Source organism: Flagellimonas flava, assembly GCF_900129665.1.
GTDB classification, from domain to species: domain Bacteria; phylum Bacteroidota; class Bacteroidia; order Flavobacteriales; family Flavobacteriaceae; genus Flagellimonas; species Flagellimonas flava.
Window position 1 is genome coordinate 19,860 of the sequence record NZ_FQWL01000001.1, and the last position, 16,695, is coordinate 36,554.

Below are 16,695 nucleotides of genomic sequence, written 5' to 3' on the forward strand. Positions count from 1 at the left end.
GTAACCAGTATCCAACCAAACAATTCACTAACCTAAAATGGGCGAGTTTTTTAAGGCCGAATTAAAAGATCGATTTTTGGAATACGCTACGGATCGTAGGGATTATTTTGAGATTCAGGTATTATATGATGAATTTCTTCGTCCCAATTATGATCTGGGTTTTGTAGAGAAGCTGATACGGGAGATTCGGGATTATGATACGAATCTGCTGGATGTCATGGGAGGTAATGGCGCCGAGATTTTTATGTTGGCTTCCACCAGGAATACCCAGGATTTTTTAGATGACGGTGGGTTTATGGACATGCATGTGAAAGAGGAGGAGAAATGGGATACCTTTTTGGGGCAACTGGCCAATAATCGGAAACTTTCAAAAGATGAAAAACAACTTCTTAAAAGAAGTACACCAGGCCCAAAGCGGGAACGGACTTTACTTGTTTTACTTATCTCCGCCATTGTTTTCAGTTTTCTTTTCACCCTCTTCAGTATTTTAAAAGGAGCTTTTTGGGAACCTGATTATGTGCCCGTTGATGAATTTGAACGAAAGTTGGAACAGATTCAGGAGCGGTATAATCGGGAAAATCAGCGGCTAGGCAATCAATTAGAGCAGGCCAGGATTACCATTGACTCACTAAAAGGTGATGCGCAAGATTAAATTAGGACAAAGGCTTACCAATCGGTCTTATTCATGTATTTATCCGACTGCTTTAATTCAAAACCGCCAGTAAGATAGTACAGATGGTTGCTTTGGTGAACCCTTTCCTTTTCTATAAAACTTGTGTTTATAATTGAAGATCTATTGATGCGCTTAAAATTGGTTTTGGGAAGTATTATTTCAAATTCCTTTAGTAATTTTCTCAAAAGCACCGATTTTCCATTTAGCTTATAAAGCTTGCAATAATAACCATCTGCTTCTATCCAAATGATTTCCTTGATTGGGATATGGTGCAAAGTGGAACCTTCTTGGATTTGCAATTTTTCGGGACTATTAGGATTAAGTTTTTTGAATACCTCAAGTAGCATATTGGTATCCAGCGCTACCATTTGTTTTACAGCTTTTTCTATGGCCTGTTCGAACCTATGTTCATCATAAGGTTTCAATAAATAATCGATTGCAGAAATATTGAAGGCATTAACCGCATATTTATTGAAAGCCGTTACGAATATGATTTTACCGGTGAAAGTACACGAAAGTCGATCAAGAACTTCAAATGCGGTCATATCCTTTAACTCAATATCCAATAAAATCAAATCTGGGGATTTGGACTTGATTTCCTGAATGGCCTCCAAACCGTTCTGGGCCATACCCACAACTTTTAGGTACTCGGAATTTGAAGCAAATTTTTTTAGCCGACGTAATGCCGCGCCCTCATCTTCCACTAAAACGGTTTTCAGTTTAAGCTCAGCCATCATACCAATTGAATTTCATAGACCACCCATTGGTCCTGTTGTTCCAATCTAAAATTAAAATTCTCTCCAAAGTGATAATCCAGACGTTGTTTTACAATTTCAATTCCAGTACCATACGTAGGTGCTTTGGGAAGGACATTCCCATTGTTGGCTATTTTGATCTTCTTCAATGTATAATCAACAAAAATGGTAATGGTCAGAACCCGGTTGATGCCTTTAAACCCATGCTTTATGCAATTTTCAACTATGGGCTGAAGGATTAAGGCAGGAAGCTGAAAAGATGTCTTTTGATCTCTATGTTCCCATTTGACCTCAAGTTGTTCTTCGTATCTGTTTTTTTCAATTTTCAGATACTTTTGAAGAAGATTCAGCTCCTCTGCAATAGGAATAAGCTGTTTGGGGGTGATATCCATGGAGTACCGGAGTAAATCGCTTAAGCTTATTAAGGAGTCCTCGGCCTTTTTACCGTTTTCTTCTATCAGCGCAACAATACTATTTAAGGTGTTGAATAGAAAATGAGGCTGTAATTTGGCTTTAAGGGCTAGATGTTTCGCCTTCAGTAATTCTTTTTCAACTTGCTCTTTTTCTCGAATAAGATTTTCTTTTCGCTTAAAATACTCAAACGCAAATATGATGGAAATAAGAAATAGATAATTTTTGATCACATTATGGAGTCCTTCGCTTGCAATAGTATTGGCCGTGTCTATATACCAAGACCAATTGGCTGTGCGAAGGAAAAGCCCATAAAGAGAAACAATTAGGGCGATGTAAAGTGCTGAATAAAGCACACAATGTGCAACAAAAAACATCAGCTTTTGGAAACCTGTAAACTTTTGTATCAGAAAGTATCCAGGAAGTACTAATAGGAAAATCAGTAAAAGACCTACAATCCAAATCACCGAAGGAAAAATGAAAGTTCTATTCCAAAACATCTGGTCTGTGGATTCCCAAAAAAGCAAAGACTGGAAAACTGTTGATAGGGCAATTATGGTCCAGGCAAGTACCAAAAACTGTTTTAATCTTTTACCAACCCATGTTTTTGGGTCAATTTGACCTACAGAGGGTAGTCGATAATCGGGTATAGATGAAATCTTCATTAGCTGCATGAATATTGCAATTTGAAATACTATAAGATGCCTGAACCTATCTGGATATAGGCTTAGGTTTACAGGATTTTAGTAAGAAAGGTAAGGCTTTGTATGCTAACTTCGTTTGCTTTCACTTAAAATGTAGTATGCTTATAAACACCGACTTACATTAGTTTCAAATAAGCTAGGTTTTATTTCAAATAACGGCATTTTTGTTTCACTCCCATTTTTTGGAACACAGTATTTGGTTAGTTTCCCTGACTTAAGATAAGCTCGTTCGTCTTGTGTAACTCAAGGGTGGGTTGTTTTGTGCAAAAATACAAGTACGGAAGTGGGTTTAGATAAATTAACAAATGATGAAAATCTTGAGAACCTCATTGTGGGCTATTGGTCTTTTGATGGTTGCACAGCAGATGAACGGTCAAAATGAAAACATGCCCACATTGGCCACCTATTACTTTGTGGAACTGGTGCCAAATCCAGAAAGGGATAGTATCTCTCCCTCCGAATCCCAGAAAATTTTAAACCAGCATCTTAAAAACATCAAGGAAATGGCACAACAGGGGAGACTGCTGTTGGCAGGCCCGTTTGCCGATGGTGGAGGGCTTTTTATTCTTGATGCCAAATCAAAGAAGGAGGCAGAGTCCTGGGTTATGGAGGATCCTGCAGTAAAGGCTAAGGTGTTCAACTTTGAATTAAGAAAATGGTTCACCGAAAAGGGAATGTTAAGTCTTGAAACTAAAGAGGAATAAAAAAAGAACATAACCACTTATTTTAAACTGATATGGAAAAAGGCCTTTTGGAGAAAACGGGAAAATCTTTGGAAGAATGGATTGTAATCGTTGGAAAAGAAAACTTTGAAAAACATGGGGAGATTCTAAAATTCTTAAAAGCGGAACATGGTTTTACCCATGGTTATGCAAATTTTGTTGCACTAAAGAGTCGAAGTGCTGATGCGGCCTCCCATACCGATGAGGATTTGATCAGGATGCAATACAAGGGAAAGGAACATTTGCTGCCCATTTATGAAAAGCTCCGAGAGGCCATTCAAAAACTGGATTCAGATATAACTTTCGTTCCCAAAAAAGCCAATGTGAGTGCAAGGGCTAAAAAACAGTTTGCCCTGATTCAGCCTTCCACGAAAACCAGGATTGACCTTGGACTTAAACTAGAGGATAAGCCGCTTACCAACCGATTGCTGAATTCTGGTAGTTTTGGTTCCATGTGTTCAAATCGTGTTCAAATCGAGAAAGTCTCCGAGGTAGACGAAGAATTGATTGGATGGCTTAAGGAAGCATACGACAATGCGGTATAGGCCTTGTTCTCTAAATTCTAGCTTCCCATGATGGTGCTCGACCCAGCCCGATTATGCTAGTTGAAAAGAGGAAATCGATAGTTAATTAATGTTAAATATGTTGTATATGCAACTTTTGTTTTTACATTCGTACCATGAAATATCAGTTGAAGCACTGTGTTGGTTCTCGTTTAAGGCGACTTTCGCGAATAGCAGATGGTCATATCAGACAAATTCTTGGTGATTTTAAGATTACGGAAAACCAGATGACGATTCTATTTACGTTGCATGAACTGGGCAAGGTTGAACAAGGCAAGGTGGGAGAGGTTCTTTGCCTTGAAAGGTCAACCGTTAGTAGAAACATTAAATTGTTGGAAAAAAGAAACTGGATTTTCCGAACCACCTCCTATAGACCACAGATAGAACTTACGGAGCAGGGAATCGATTTAGTGAAGGTCCTTATTCCGGAATGGGAAAAGGCTATGGATGTTCTTGTGGAACATTTGAGAGAGGATGGCCTTCAAAGCATTAAAAATTTGGAGGCTCGACTTGGATAAAAAAATTTGAAATTCAAGTTGTATATACAACTTTTTAAAATAAAATAATAGCAATGAAAACTGGAAAATCGGAACGGGTAAAAACAGGTGTAAAAAAGTCGGAATTACGTTTGGGATATTCTCGGAACATCCCGCGGATGATTCCCTGGAAACAAGCACTCGTTACCGCTGCTGGTGTATATCCCTTGTTGCTTACCTATGAATGGTTGGTGAAACAAATTTTGCCCTTACACCATATAGATCGACGTATTACCCTCCTCATTGTGGTACTGATGATATCCATATCCATGGTTTTCATGGTAATGCCTTTCATGCTAAAGATTCTGGGACCTTGGCTTTTTAAAAATAAAATCAATAAATAAATAGTATCATGAAAACAATTGAGCTACAATCAAGACTTTTGAGTACATAAACAACCCATGTCCATGAACATGGATTGAAGCTACGCTATGCGGAACTTGGGGACCGCAACAACCCTACTATGCTTTTGTTGCATAGGGTGCCAGAGAACCTTCACACCTGGTTCGATATCGCTCCTGACTTATCCAAGAAATTCCATGTTTTGGCCTTGGATTGGCCTGGTTTTGGGGGAAGTGAGTCCTTTATGGAGGTAAAGAACCACAATCCGAGGTCATTTGCCGCGGTTGCCATGGATTTTCTGGATACGCTACAAATCAAGAATGCTCACCTTATGGCCACAGATATTGGACTGTCTCCGGCATTGATCATGGCGGTGGAGCACCCTGATAGAATTGAGCGTGTAATAGTTATGGATGGGATACCCTTTCCAACAAGTGCGTATTCCTCATGGGAGGTTAAGAGTTTTGCCCGCAAAAATTCCATTAGGGCAAAAGCTTTGATCAAATGGTTCCCAAAAATTTCTGCAAAAATAGCCTATGATAAAGGATTTTACAGAGGCAGTAATATCCCAAAAGAGATTCAAGATGAATTCCTTAAAGATGGATATAATGAGAATACTCAAAATGCCTTTTTGGCTTATTTTCAGAATAATGCCCCTGGACAAGCGTATTTGGAAAGTAGAATTCATGAAGTACATCAACCTGTGCTAGTTGTTTGGGGAAGGCATGATCGATTTATCAATGTAAGATTAGGGGAACTCTTGGCTGAAAGCCTCTCCAATTCCCGCTTAGAAATCATCGAAGACTCGGGTCATTTTGTTCATATGGATAAACCGGAAGCATTGCTTAAAGCCACCTATGCATTTTTAGAACAAGAAAAGCCAAGAAAGGTTGGATTTTAGGGATTGGAAGCCAAAAACCATCATTTATACTGCAACCCAAAACCAAATTCAAATAAAGGGTTTTGGCTATCATATGGAACATCGGCCTTTTGACTCCTCACAGCCTCCATGGACGAGGGGAGCTCAAAAGGTAATTTCCCCTGAGGTTTGGCATTTCCAAAAAGAACCTCGCATGCTGATTCGTCGCTAGCGCCAAAATCGGCAATGACCGCCTTTGCGAGTTTTGTTATTTCTGGGATAACAGCAGGCCTATCCAAATAGATATCCACTATGGTGGGAACTTTTTTCATCAAGGTCAAAACTTCCTGTTTTTCTTCTCCTTTAAAGTCTAAATCTCCGTGGTGAAACGACGCAGCAATGAAGTTTTTGGTATCAACCGGATACCATGGAGTGTTTAACCTTATAATTGCAAAATCTGCATCTTCAGGGGATGCAACTACTTCTGCATATTTGGAAACTGTAATACTATCCATATTTTGGATAAACACTTTGTGTTTAGCCTGAGCCAGGGGTAGGGTTTCGTTTTGGTTTTTTAATAATGTCATCGAAATCCGCTGTGTTTTTTCTCCCAGTGCCTTTGAACTTTCATTTCCAATGACCTCAGTCACTTTGGTTTCATCCAAAAAGGGATTATCAAAAAGGCCTAGCTCGAATTTTTGCCGTAGTAGGCGTCGTACCGAGATATTTAACCTTTCCTCCTGCAATTTACCCTCATTCACCAGCTGCACCACCAATTCGGGTCGACTCTCTCCACCGAATTGGTCACATCCCACTTCAATGACTTTTAGAACCCTTTCCGCTTCGCTCAAATGTTCTACGCCCCAGGCCCTGGCTTCCCATGTTACATCTGGGCCCATGGGAATGTCGGTAATCAATCCCCAGTTAGTGCACACAACCCCGTCATAGTTATACTTCTCACGTAACAGCTTGGTAATAATGGTTTTATTGAAGGCCATGGCCACATTTTCATCGGTCTGATCTGTAGGTACACCATAATAGGGCATAACTCCTGCGGTGTTGCTTTCAAAAGCTGTTTCAAAAGGAATTAGGTGATAATCAAAATTATCGCCTGGATAAATTTGGCCTTTGTGGAAGATAAAATCAGGGTCCAAACCTTCTTTTTGGGGTCCCCCTCCGGGAAAGTGCTTCGTCATGCAAGCTACTCCATTGGATAGGGTTTTACCTTGCAAGCCCTGTATATAGGGTTTTGTCAAACGAGCAGTAAGAGAGGCATCTTCGCTAAAACCACCATTGATTCGTGCCCAGCGAGGTTCAGTTGCCAAATCAATTTGCGGACTCAAGGATTCCCTAAATCCCACAGCAAGGAACTCTTTGCGCACGATATCGGCAAACTCCCTGACCAAACCTTCATCGCCAATAGCCGCAAAACCGGGCATTTCGCAAAATTGGGTAAAACCAGAAGAAGTTTCTTCGGCTCTGTTTTTGTCAAAATGATGTCTGGGGTCCGAGGCCATAGTAATGGGAATGCCCAGCCTTGAATTTTCGGCCAATTGCTGAACATTGTTATACCATTTGGCTAAAATGCTGAGGTCCTCAGGAATGTCCCAGGTATTGAAATGGGTCATTTTCTTGGAGTCCATGTTTTCGGTAATCGGAGGTTGGGTAGCAACAAATCCTTTTAAACCTTGCTTGCCGTCTGGGAGTGCGTCGGTACTTACGGGGACCCCATTGATAAACATCATTCCCGCTTTCTCTTCCAAGGTCATCTGACCTAATAGGTCGTCAATTCTGTCGTCGATTGATTCACGGATATCTTCGTAGATATCCATCTGTTTATTTTTATTCAAATCCCGAAAAGCCTGACCATCTTGTTCAATGATCAATTGGGATTTATGGTGAAGGTTTGATGATAATTGACTTTGTCCCTTGTTGGATGCGGAGTTTTTGCATCCGGAAAATACAATAAGTCCAAAGAGCAGAACTACTAATTTGTGCACTGGATTGGTTTTTATTTTGGTCATGATAACTTAAAAGTACGACTAAAATAATAGTCCTAAAACAACAAAACCCAGCATGAAAATGCTGGGTTTGAGCTATGAGTGACTTCGGCAGATTACATTCGGTGTTTCTTAGCACTCCGCGCTGAAAATCAAAAACCTTCAAAATCAAAAAAGCAAGCTTTATGATTTTGCTTGCTTTTCGATTTGTTCGTGACCTCGGCAGGATTATTTATATTACTTTAAGTTGCTATTATTCAATTATTTAAATTTTTTTTGGTAAGTTTTTAGTATAAATCACATACTAGCTCTTAAGTTATTAGGGTAGTTATTGCTTTCTACACATCCTCTAAAAAGTCCAATTCTTTAGGATACTTCCCAAAAGTCTTTACTTTGTCTTTCCCTTTTCCAAAATTTTTATCAGACACATTAATTGCGTCTAAATTTTCCCATTCTTCTTTAATCAATTCAATTCGATTTTTTGTTTCTGTTTTAGAAAACGGAGTAGTAAGAATAAATTCAATTCTATGTCTTAATCTTTCGTAGTTACTACCTGTATTTTTATGCTGTTCCGCTTTTTCATTTGGTTTTAAAAATGTTTGTAATCCGGTAAGTAGTGCAACTACTGTTGATGCAAAAGCAACAAAAAAATTTTGTTTTAAAAAGAAGGGTAATCCCTCGAATGTTTTTGCATCAACCTCTGGAAACCTGAAACTAAAGGCGATTATTATGGATAATACAAAAGCTCCATACCCAATTCGTTCATGAAATTTAACCCACTTAATAGATTCAAATCTATGTGCATATTCCAACTGATGAACTTTACGCATCCAGTCCAGAAGCATTTTTCTTTGAAACTCATTCATAACCCTCAATTATTGTATTTAACTGCTCAATTAAGTAAGTCGCATCGATGTGCATTTTTCTATTGATTTTTGATTCTTTAATATCCATTGGTCCAACAACAAATGAGTTGTCAGCAATTCCAAATTTAGAAGTGAATGAAAAAAAAGTGGCAGACAAGCCGTTTATTCCTAAACTTTTTGATTGATGGTAATACCCGTGTTTGATGTTATAGCTACTAAATGGCGAATAAACTTCATTTGAAATCTGCTTGACGTTTACATTTTTTTCAGTATTTACGGCAACACTAGTATGTTGATTAATCTCATTTAGGGTTTTATTATATTCTACGGTAAAAAGGGATGCATTTTTATTTTCATGATTTTCTTTGACTCTAAATCTATTATTTACAATTTTTCCAACAAGAACCCAACTTTGCGCCAAAAAGGAATGTGTATGAATTGAAAAAGTATTGCTCTTTTTTTTATCAAAATATTTATCTAAACTATTATCCCATATGTGAAGCCTAATGAAGTCAAAACCTTCCATTTCTCTATCATATTTAAAAAGTGGAATAGATAAAAACCCTTGAGAACCTATTGAAGATATTGTGGCTGTAGTCGGAATAACTTTTAACGACTCATAAATCCATTTCCAAGTTTTTTTAATATTTAGTTCTGAGTCAGTGCTTCTGGCTTTTTGGATTGATTTTATTGCTAGAATTCGTTTTGAAACCGATTTGAGGTACACATCTTTTGTTTTATTAGAAAAACTCTCCAAAAGCTCAAAATTGCCATTATTGAATCCTGCAATCAAATCTGAACTGAAATCGTCAATTGTTGGTAAATCCTTTTCAACATTTTTAGCAAAACATCTATTAATTGAATCCAAAGTGTCTTTAAAGCTCATATGTATTTATAATAACCGCTAACTTCTAAATATAATGATTCTTGTAAGAAAAGTATTTATTTTCTACTTCCCACTGATTTTTATTGGTAAGTTTTTGTGCTAGTTTAGCTTAGTTGCCTCTTTTTATTTCATTGATTTTCAGCGATTTAAGTTTTTGTGAAGTCAAATGTTTGAATCCTTATAAAAAACAAAAAAAGAGTCTAAGTATCAGATACTTAGACTCTATTAGGATTCAAACCTGGTGACCTCGGCAGGATTCAAACCTGCAACCTTCTGAGCCGTAATCAGATGCGCTATTCAGTTGCGCCACGAGGCCTTTTTAATGGGGTGCAAATATATTTCTTTTTAAATTTACGACAAAACCAAGTAATCAAAAATTATGGATTTTGAATCCTATATCCGTGACATAGAAGACTTTCCCAAACCAGGTGTCATGTTCAAGGATATTACCCCGCTGCTAAAGGACCCATTAGCACTTACAAAAGCTTGTGATGCATTGATGAAATCCCTCAATGGTTTGAAGATCGACAAAGTTGTCGGAGTGGACAGCAGGGGCTTTATTTTTGCCCCAATGTTGGCTGCAAAACTTGATGCTGGCTTTATTCCGGTTCGGAAAAAGGGGAAACTTCCCTACGAAACTATCTCAGAATCTTATGAGCTCGAATACGGAACCGATGTTCTTGAAATGCATACGGATGCCATTCAGAAAGGGGACAGGGTCTTGGTACATGATGATGTTTTGGCGACAGGGGGCACTGCAAGTGCCGTGTGCAAACTAGTGGAGCAATTGGGCGGAGAGGTAATCCAATGCAATTTTTTGATTCAGCTTACCTTTTTGAAGGGCGCAGACAAACTTAATGGCTACCCAATTGAATCCCTGTTGAAATATTAATTCAGAGCTCTGGTGGTAACATAATAGCGCCAACCGATTATAGCTAGCTGCAATTTGGACGCCTTGGTAAGATCCAATCCGCGTTTTGTATAGGATGGGAGAACAACTTTATTGATTTTGGCCAGTACTTTGTAGAGCATCCTTTGGGTGTTGGATTTACAAATATAACCAAGTTAAGGATATAGGTGGGTTATGCATCTGGAAACCAAAAAGAAAGGGCTGCTTTCGCAGCCCTCGAAGATTAGAAATTAACTATTCTCTTGTATCCATTGGTCTATTTTCGTCTCCAGCAGCGCAAGTGGAACACAGCCGGTTTCCAATACTTGGTTGTGGAATTGTCTAATATCAAATTTATCCCCTAAAACCTCTGAAGCTTTTTGACGTAATTCACGTATTTTAAGTTGTCCAATTTTGTACGATAGGGCCTGTCCTGGGTTGGCCATATAACGTTCCACCTCGGAAATTATAGAAGCTTCGGATTCGGCTTCGTTGTCCAAAGAATATTGGATGGCCTGTTCCCGTGTCCACCCTTTGGAGTGAAGCCCGGTATCCACAACCAGCCTAATAGCACGGTGCATCTCTGCTCCAAGCATACCGAAATACTGGTACGGGTCTGTGTAAAGTCCAAGCTCTTTTCCCAAAGATTCACAGTACAAAGCCCAGCCTTCACCATAACCGCTGTACCAAAGAGTTTTTCTAAACTTTGGAAGTTCTTCACTCTCCTGGGTCAAGGAAATTTGATAGTGGTGCCCTGGAATTGCCTCGTGTAAAAACAACGACTCGTCAGAATAGACATTGTACTTGGTGACTTCTGGAATCGGGGTATAAAAAATACCGGGACGGGTGCCATCCAAGGAGCCTGGGTTATATTCAGCGCTGGCCGATTTTTCCCGAAATGCTTCCGTACGCCTAACCTCAAATGGTGTTTTTGGCTTTACGTCAAACAACTTTTCAATTTGGGGCCTCATTTGGTCATGAATGGAATTGAAATTGGCAATAACCTGCTGGGGTTCCGTAAAGGGCATGAGTTCCTTATTGTTCCTTACATAATCAAAAAAGGCTTTTAAATCCCCTTCAAAACCAACTTGTTCTTTTACCTTCTCCATTTCGGACCGGATTCGTGCAACCTCACTAAGTCCCAACTCATGGATTTGTGAAGCTGTCATATTGGTCGTGGTGTATTTTCTAATCTGATGTGCATAATAGGCATCGCCATCAGGTTCACCTTGAATACCACTGGATTCCCTGCCTGCCTCCATGTATTCATCTCTCATGAAATCGTGTAGTTTTTGATAAGCTGGGACGATTTTATCTTTAACCATTTGCTCATAGGCAGTTGTGAGTTCCAGTTTTTCCGCTTCGGTAAAACCATCGGGAAGATTTTTGATTGGAGAGAAAAACAGATGTTTGTCTAAATCGGTGATGGTAAGGGATTCCAATTGTGGCAGTACTTTTACGATCAAAGATTTTGGAAGAACATGACCCGTTTGCATTCCCTCGCGCATTTTCTCTTCGGCACTGGAGAGCCATGCCAGATAACCTTCCACTCGTTTTATCCATTTTTGATAATCTTCCACCGTGTTGAAAGGTTGGGCGCTGGAACCACTTGCCAATTGTCCCATGAAAAGATTGGTGGACCACATTTGGTCAATAGGGGTTAGGCTGGCCTTGTGATTAAACTCGTTAAGGTTGATATCACATTCCCAAGCTAGAATTGCTTTGCTCAACTGCTCACTTTCAGTCAGCGCTTCGTCTGGAAAATTGGCCAATTGTGCTTTATAGTTTTCAAAATGGGCTTTAACCTTTGCAATATGCTCATCTGAAAGCGAGTTGGCAAAAACATCGTCATAACGATGATCACCTGCTGTGGTCGCGTTTATTGGATTCAATTTGAGATCTTCCTCGTAATAACTGTCCAATACTGCAGCGAATTCCTCGCTGAGACTTGGAATTTCTTCTTTTTTAGCTTCTTGTTTACAAGAGGCCAGAAGAACTAGGGAAACTAAAAAAACTGTTATTTTTTTCATTAATTAAGTGTGATTTGTTATAAAAATGTAAAATAGACAAATCGAATTAGATGCAACGCCTTGAATTGCTAAAATTTTCTAAAAAAGCGTCCGGTAGTATGGGCGGCGTTAGGTAGAGGATTTCTAAAAGCTTTACTCAATGTCGCATACACTTCCCTCAGTGGAAATCACATCTGCCTAATTGCCCATTTTATTGTATAGGTCATTTGGCTAGTTTCAGCACGAATTAAAAATTTTCAATGATGAAGACAAAACTGAAACTTCTGTTTGTGCCTATCATGGCACTGATTGGCTTTGTGCTTTATGGCACTCTGATAGCATCAAAGCCGAAACGTACTTTGCAGCCAGAGAAAGGCTGTGTGTTTATGACCGTAATGGGTGAGCAACCATCTGATGGTTTCAACCGTTATAAATCAAACCAAAACACCCAGTTGGCTGTCCGCGATGGACTTCAATGGTTATCCCAGGCCCAACTGCCCAATGGTGGTTATGGTGCCGGAAGTCATTCGGCCCAATATGTAAGAGATCCACATGCGGTTAAAGCTGATCCTGCTACCACGGCCATGGTTGGAATGGCATTGTTACGCAGTGGGGTCGAATTGGAAAAGGGGGCAAATTCGGAAAGCCTTAGGAATGCATTGAATTACATTTTGGAGACCATAGAAAGTATTGGGGATGATAGTCCATATATTACAAGGGTCAGAAACACCCAAATACAAACAAAACTGGGCGAGAACATCGATGCGGTTTTGGCAGCACAGTTTCTTTCCAATATCCTAGACAGGAACCTAACAGGTATGGATAAAAAGCGTGTTGTCAGATGTTTGGATGTTTGCATTGCCCGTATTCAGGATGGTACCGATGGTAACGGAAGACAAAAAGGAGCCGGTTGGGCCGGGGTTCTGCAAAGTGGTATGGCAAATAGTGCTTTGGAATCTGCGCAGGCGGTGGGCGCCACCGTTGATAAGGAGGTCTTGGAAAGGTCAAAAAAGTATCAAAAGGACAATTATAATGATGAAGATGGAACGGTCAAAACAGATGATGGGGCTGGAATAGTGCTGTATTCCATAAGCGGGAGCGTCAGGGCAAGTGCAAAAGAGGCCAGAAAGGCGAAAGCTGATATCAAAAGGGCAAAAGCAGAGGGAAAGATTGCTGCCGATGCCGAAATCAATGCGGAAACCTTGGAAGAGATAGGATATGTTAGCGGAGAAGCCCAGAAGTATGGTACAGCCTATAAGGTTTATGAGTCAGCAAAAGTTGTGGCGCAAAAGGATGAGGTGTTGGATGGTTTTGGAAATAACGGGGGAGAAGAATTTCTAAGTTATTTGCAAACTGGTGAGTCCATGTTGGTAAATAAGGATGAAGACTGGAAGAAATGGTATGATGATATTGGAGGCCGCATCCTAAAAATCCAAAATGAGGATGGTAGCTGGAATGGACATCACTGTATTACAAGCCCCGTCTTTTGTACGGCAACAAGTTTATTGCTCCTAACTGTGGAGGAAGACATTGATTTTCTGCAACGAATAGGAGAGGAGAAATAAGGTATTGGCTAACAAAATTAAACCCGGTCATAGGACCGGGTTCTTTTTACTATTTTTCACCTTTTTTCATCATCTGTTTGGCCAAATCTGCCCCAATCAATGACTCGAGCAAAGTATTGTCCGAATTTTTGGATTCACTTCCCTCAATAAAAATTTCGGGTAAACGTAGCTCCTTGAGTTCACGGGCCACGCCAACCGAGGTTTTGTAATCCCACTCGGCTCTTTCCTGAGGGGTTAGACCCGCATTGACAAGCTTGGCATTCTGGTAGGCTTCCGCATCAGCGGCAACCTTTTTGCTCTGCGCCTTGAATTTTTCCACCTCAAACTGTTTCTTTTCCTTAACTAAGTTGAATTCGGCCACTTTTGCCTCTGTTTCAGCAGCAATGGTCTTTTGGATTTGCTCCTTTTCAAGTCGGGCGCGTTCTGCAGCTTTTTCAGCCTCGCCTTTTGCCTTTTCCTTTTGGGCGCGATAGAATTCACGCTCAGCTTGCTGCTTTTCCAATTGGGTTTGGGCTACCTCTTCCTTCTGTAATTGCAGTCGCTTGTCAAAAGTGGTTTCCCAGTCAATTTCGGTAACCACGGCCTGCACCACTGTTAGACCGTATGCTCCAAGGGAATTACCTTCTTCTCGAATAGGTTTTCCATCCTTAAACTTAATACGGAAACGTTTCTGCTTCGATTCCTTATTGACAATGGTTCTCACCGTACTGCTGTCTCCAATAATATCTCTTTGCTCGTTGTTAACGTACTCCTCCAGAACATACATTCCATTTTCCAATTGATCTTTAAAGTAGCGGTCAAAATCAGAAGCCTGTCCAGAAATATAATCTTGGGCGTCCATAAGTTTACAAGTGTTCTTTATGGACTGGTCAATATTGGGTATGATTCTCGAGCGAATGAGATTCTTTTCCGTTTTGTTGCGATCTGCCACAGATAAAAATTGGGATTCGTCCACAGTGTTGATACTTATTACCACCGAGGTGGCAATTCTCGCCTTTACCGCATCACTGAAAGCCCAATATTTGGCTTCATCCACATTGGCATATTCACTCTGCTCGCCCAAACCATGTTCTTGACTTGGAATCACATATTTTATGGGCAATTCAAACTGAATTGGAATTAATCTACCCCACATTTTGGTGTGTATACCCTGTCTGAAGACTGCTTTTTGGCCTCCCCAGGGGTATTGGACCGCATAGGCCGTACCTGGTTCGGCATAAAAGAAGGTACCGGTTACCACACTCATAAGGATTCCAATACCTATGATTTGTAGACTGCGTCGTGAGGTAAACCACAGTAGCAACTTACTTTGTTTAAAAATAGGTTTGGCAACCAAGGTTACAATTCCTAAAAGTATTATGAGTATTCCAAATAATGTAAGCATAGTATTGGTTTTAAAGGGTTAAACAAAAATGATGCTGAGCAACTGGATGGCCAGGAGCACCAAAAACTTGACAATTGTAATCATCGTGTTGATTAATTTTTTAAGGGTTGAAAAACTGTTGTTAACCGGTTACTTTTTTTAAGATAAAATGAGAAGAATCATGTTTCCAAATTTTTGGAAGGAAATCAATACAATTGAATACAACATTGAAGCTAAAAAAATACAATACACTTTAAAAATAATGTGACTTCCTTGCTTAATGTTTTAAAACATAAGTTATAAAGTAAAAATATATTATAGATTGTAATATTTGTAGGGGGTATTTGAGGTCTATTTTCAAAACCAAGGGACTTTTCGTTCAAAAAAAGGGCATTTTGAGTGATTTCGTTTGTTTGGAAATTTGAAATCTTGTGATTCCTGTATGGTTGAAGTCTCAAAAAAACTATGTTTTTTTAAGGGTTCAAGAATGAATTTTGAAGGTGTTAAGCAATATTTTTCCCCGCACGCTTTGGGCGAATAAATCTTCATCTATATTTACAGCAAATTTTAGCCCTTGGTGAATTTACTTTTTATTGTTTTAGGACTTGTTTTACTTATAGCGGGTGGAAATTGGTTGTTGAAATCGGCTGTAGCCTTGTCGCTGCGTTTGGCCATCCCGAAAATTGTCATAGGAATGACAATAGTCTCCTTTGCTACTTCTGCTCCCGAACTTATAGTTAGTATTAAAGCCGCCCTGGATGGTTTTCCGGATTTGGCCTTAGGGAATGTTGTGGGGTCAAACATTGCGAACTTGGGGCTAGTGCTGGCAATAACTGTCCTGATGGGAAGTATTGATGTGCGTAAGAGTTTCTATACCACGGATTGGCCGGTTATGATGGTGGCTTCCCTGTTATTTTGTGGGTTTATCTATTTTGATGGGGAACTGCAACAATATGAAGGGATTGTTCTTGTGGTTTTCTTGTTTCTCTTCTTAGTGTACCTTCTTAGGTTCCAAAAAACGGCCGTTGTGGATGAAATGCCTGAGGATGATACCCCGTTGCCTTTGTATCAAATAGTTCTTTTTTTAGGGATAGGTGGCACGGCACTTTGGGGTGGATCGGAATTGTTGATCAAGGGTGCTGTGGGGATGGCATCTTCATTAGGCGTCAGTGACCGGGTAATCGGCATTACCATAGTTTCCGTGGGCACGAGTATTCCCGAATTGGCAGCCTCTATTATCGCCATTCTTAAAAAGGAGAAGGCTATTTCATTGGGGAATCTTATTGGCTCCAATATCTTTAATCTTTTGGCGGTGTTGGGAATAACCTCGATTATCACCCCAATTCAAGTGATTGATCAAGGACTGCTATCTAGTGATATTTTCTGGATGCTGGGCATTTCTTTTTTGATACTTCCTTTGGTTTTCTTCCCAAAAGGCTTGCGATTGGGATGGCGTGATGGATTGATCTTGTTGTTGTTTTATGTCACCTTTGTTTATCTGACCATAAAATAAAAAACCGCCCCATTAAGGGCGGCTTTCAAACTATTGTCA

General features: G+C 39.8%; 17 protein-coding genes and 1 tRNA gene. 9 read left to right on the plus strand and 9 right to left on the minus strand.

Going from position 1 to position 16,695, the window contains the following annotated elements; translation table 11 throughout:
• The first annotated feature begins 37 nt into the window (after positions 1–37).
• Positions 38–652: a hypothetical protein gene (locus BUC10_RS00110; RefSeq protein ID WP_073175902.1), complete on the plus strand. Its 615-nt coding sequence runs from the start codon at positions 38–40 to the stop codon at positions 650–652.
• A gap of 14 nt (positions 653–666) precedes the next feature.
• Here the strand turns inward: BUC10_RS00110 and BUC10_RS00115 are convergent, their stop codons facing one another.
• Both BUC10_RS00115 and BUC10_RS00120 read right to left on the minus strand, forming a co-directional pair.
• Positions 667–1,410 carry a LytR/AlgR family response regulator transcription factor gene (locus BUC10_RS00115; protein ID WP_073175903.1) on the minus strand — a complete coding sequence of 248 codons (744 nt, stop codon included), beginning with the start codon at positions 1,408–1,410 and terminating at the stop codon, positions 667–669.
• Positions 1,407–2,513, minus strand: a complete 1,107-nt coding sequence (locus tag BUC10_RS00120; RefSeq protein WP_084732486.1) for a sensor histidine kinase — start codon at positions 2,511–2,513, stop codon at positions 1,407–1,409. Before BUC10_RS00120 ends, BUC10_RS00115 begins: the two co-directional genes overlap by 4 nt.
• Before the next feature lie 335 nt (positions 2,514–2,848).
• Here BUC10_RS00120 and BUC10_RS00125 point away from each other — a divergent pair, with 335 nt between their 5' ends.
• From BUC10_RS00125 to BUC10_RS00145, 5 genes are all read left to right on the plus strand, one after another.
• Positions 2,849–3,247, plus strand: coding sequence for a YciI family protein (locus BUC10_RS00125; protein WP_084732487.1), 399 nt, complete (start codon positions 2,849–2,851; stop codon positions 3,245–3,247).
• Between the two features lie 32 nt (positions 3,248–3,279).
• On the plus strand, positions 3,280–3,810 hold the full coding sequence (locus BUC10_RS00130) for a DUF5655 domain-containing protein (protein ID WP_073175906.1): 531 nt from the start codon (positions 3,280–3,282) through the stop codon (positions 3,808–3,810).
• A gap of 134 nt (positions 3,811–3,944) precedes the next feature.
• The gene (locus BUC10_RS00135) at positions 3,945–4,346 is read left to right on the plus strand and encodes a MarR family winged helix-turn-helix transcriptional regulator (protein WP_073175907.1); all 402 of its coding nucleotides are present in this window, start codon (positions 3,945–3,947) and stop codon (positions 4,344–4,346) included.
• 53 nt (positions 4,347–4,399) lie between these two features.
• A complete protein-coding gene (locus tag BUC10_RS00140) occupies positions 4,400–4,708 on the plus strand; it encodes a putative antibiotic biosynthesis monooxygenase (RefSeq protein WP_073175908.1) in 309 nt (102 codons plus the stop codon).
• Positions 4,709–4,782: 74 nt separating this feature from the next.
• Positions 4,783–5,607, plus strand: coding sequence for an alpha/beta fold hydrolase (locus BUC10_RS00145; protein WP_073175909.1), 825 nt, complete (start codon positions 4,783–4,785; stop codon positions 5,605–5,607).
• Positions 5,608–5,627: 20 nt separating this feature from the next.
• Here the strand turns inward: BUC10_RS00145 and BUC10_RS00150 are convergent, their stop codons facing one another.
• The 4 genes from BUC10_RS00150 to BUC10_RS00165 all read right to left on the minus strand — a co-directional run bounded on the left by BUC10_RS00150 (position 5,628) and on the right by BUC10_RS00165 (position 9,633).
• Entirely contained in the window at positions 5,628–7,589 is a 1,962-nt protein-coding gene (locus BUC10_RS00150; protein ID WP_084732488.1) for a glycoside hydrolase family 3 protein, read from the minus strand.
• A gap of 314 nt (positions 7,590–7,903) precedes the next feature.
• Positions 7,904–8,431 carry an SLATT domain-containing protein gene (locus tag BUC10_RS00155; RefSeq protein WP_073175910.1) on the minus strand — a complete coding sequence of 176 codons (528 nt, stop codon included), beginning with the start codon at positions 8,429–8,431 and terminating at the stop codon, positions 7,904–7,906.
• The gene (locus BUC10_RS00160) at positions 8,424–9,317 is read right to left on the minus strand and encodes a hypothetical protein (protein WP_073175911.1); all 894 of its coding nucleotides are present in this window, start codon (positions 9,315–9,317) and stop codon (positions 8,424–8,426) included. The genes BUC10_RS00155 and BUC10_RS00160 overlap by 8 nt, the downstream gene beginning before the upstream one ends.
• A gap of 239 nt (positions 9,318–9,556) precedes the next feature.
• Positions 9,557–9,633: transfer RNA gene (locus tag BUC10_RS00165), tRNA-Arg, on the minus strand.
• A 63-nt stretch (positions 9,634–9,696) separates the two neighbouring features.
• Here BUC10_RS00165 and BUC10_RS00170 point away from each other — a divergent pair.
• Positions 9,697–10,209 (plus strand): adenine phosphoribosyltransferase, encoded by a 513-nt coding sequence (locus BUC10_RS00170; protein WP_073175912.1) that lies wholly within the window; start codon positions 9,697–9,699, stop codon positions 10,207–10,209.
• On the opposite strand, the gene BUC10_RS00175 is transcribed toward BUC10_RS00170, so the two are convergent.
• Both BUC10_RS00175 and BUC10_RS00180 read right to left on the minus strand, forming a co-directional pair.
• Positions 10,206–10,349 carry an SsrA-binding protein gene (locus BUC10_RS00175; RefSeq protein WP_073175913.1) on the minus strand — a complete coding sequence of 48 codons (144 nt, stop codon included), beginning with the start codon at positions 10,347–10,349 and terminating at the stop codon, positions 10,206–10,208. The two genes, BUC10_RS00170 and BUC10_RS00175, sit on opposite strands and share 4 nt — an antisense overlap.
• Positions 10,350–10,457: 108 nt before the next feature.
• Positions 10,458–12,236 carry a DUF885 domain-containing protein gene (locus BUC10_RS00180; protein ID WP_073175914.1) on the minus strand — a complete coding sequence of 593 codons (1,779 nt, stop codon included), beginning with the start codon at positions 12,234–12,236 and terminating at the stop codon, positions 10,458–10,460.
• Positions 12,237–12,475: 239 nt separating this feature from the next.
• Between BUC10_RS00180 and BUC10_RS00185 the strand changes: the two genes are divergently transcribed.
• The gene (locus tag BUC10_RS00185; protein WP_131819024.1) at positions 12,476–13,780 is read left to right on the plus strand and encodes a prenyltransferase/squalene oxidase repeat-containing protein; all 1,305 of its coding nucleotides are present in this window, start codon (positions 12,476–12,478) and stop codon (positions 13,778–13,780) included.
• Positions 13,781–13,829: 49 nt separating this feature from the next.
• On the opposite strand, the gene BUC10_RS00190 is transcribed toward BUC10_RS00185, so the two are convergent.
• Positions 13,830–15,164, minus strand: a complete 1,335-nt coding sequence (locus BUC10_RS00190) for a cell envelope integrity TolA family protein (protein ID WP_073175916.1) — start codon at positions 15,162–15,164, stop codon at positions 13,830–13,832.
• A 553-nt stretch (positions 15,165–15,717) separates the two neighbouring features.
• On the opposite strand from BUC10_RS00190, the gene BUC10_RS00200 reads away from it, so the two are divergent.
• The gene (locus BUC10_RS00200) at positions 15,718–16,656 is read left to right on the plus strand and encodes a calcium/sodium antiporter (protein WP_073175918.1); all 939 of its coding nucleotides are present in this window, start codon (positions 15,718–15,720) and stop codon (positions 16,654–16,656) included.
• The last annotated feature ends 39 nt before the right edge of the window (positions 16,657–16,695 follow it).

Coding starts and splice junctions, on each gene's coding strand:
- BUC10_RS00110 (WP_073175902.1), top strand. CDS start 38: ATGGGCGAGTTTTTTAAGGCCGAATTAAAAGATCGATTTTTGGAATAC.
- BUC10_RS00115 (WP_073175903.1), bottom strand. CDS start 1,410: ATGATGGCTGAGCTTAAACTGAAAACCGTTTTAGTGGAAGATGAGGGC.
- BUC10_RS00120 (WP_084732486.1), bottom strand. CDS start 2,513: ATGCAGCTAATGAAGATTTCATCTATACCCGATTATCGACTACCCTCT.
- BUC10_RS00125 (WP_084732487.1), top strand. CDS start 2,849: ATGATGAAAATCTTGAGAACCTCATTGTGGGCTATTGGTCTTTTGATG.
- BUC10_RS00130 (WP_073175906.1), top strand. CDS start 3,280: ATGGAAAAAGGCCTTTTGGAGAAAACGGGAAAATCTTTGGAAGAATGG.
- BUC10_RS00135 (WP_073175907.1), top strand. CDS start 3,945: ATGAAATATCAGTTGAAGCACTGTGTTGGTTCTCGTTTAAGGCGACTT.
- BUC10_RS00140 (WP_073175908.1), top strand. CDS start 4,400: ATGAAAACTGGAAAATCGGAACGGGTAAAAACAGGTGTAAAAAAGTCG.
- BUC10_RS00150 (WP_084732488.1), bottom strand. CDS start 7,589: ATGACCAAAATAAAAACCAATCCAGTGCACAAATTAGTAGTTCTGCTC.
- BUC10_RS00155 (WP_073175910.1), bottom strand. CDS start 8,431: ATGAATGAGTTTCAAAGAAAAATGCTTCTGGACTGGATGCGTAAAGTT.
- BUC10_RS00160 (WP_073175911.1), bottom strand. CDS start 9,317: ATGAGCTTTAAAGACACTTTGGATTCAATTAATAGATGTTTTGCTAAA.
- BUC10_RS00170 (WP_073175912.1), top strand. CDS start 9,697: ATGGATTTTGAATCCTATATCCGTGACATAGAAGACTTTCCCAAACCA.
- BUC10_RS00175 (WP_073175913.1), bottom strand. CDS start 10,349: ATGCTCTACAAAGTACTGGCCAAAATCAATAAAGTTGTTCTCCCATCC.
- BUC10_RS00180 (WP_073175914.1), bottom strand. CDS start 12,236: ATGAAAAAAATAACAGTTTTTTTAGTTTCCCTAGTTCTTCTGGCCTCT.
- BUC10_RS00185 (WP_131819024.1), top strand. CDS start 12,476: ATGATGAAGACAAAACTGAAACTTCTGTTTGTGCCTATCATGGCACTG.
- BUC10_RS00190 (WP_073175916.1), bottom strand. CDS start 15,164: ATGCTTACATTATTTGGAATACTCATAATACTTTTAGGAATTGTAACC.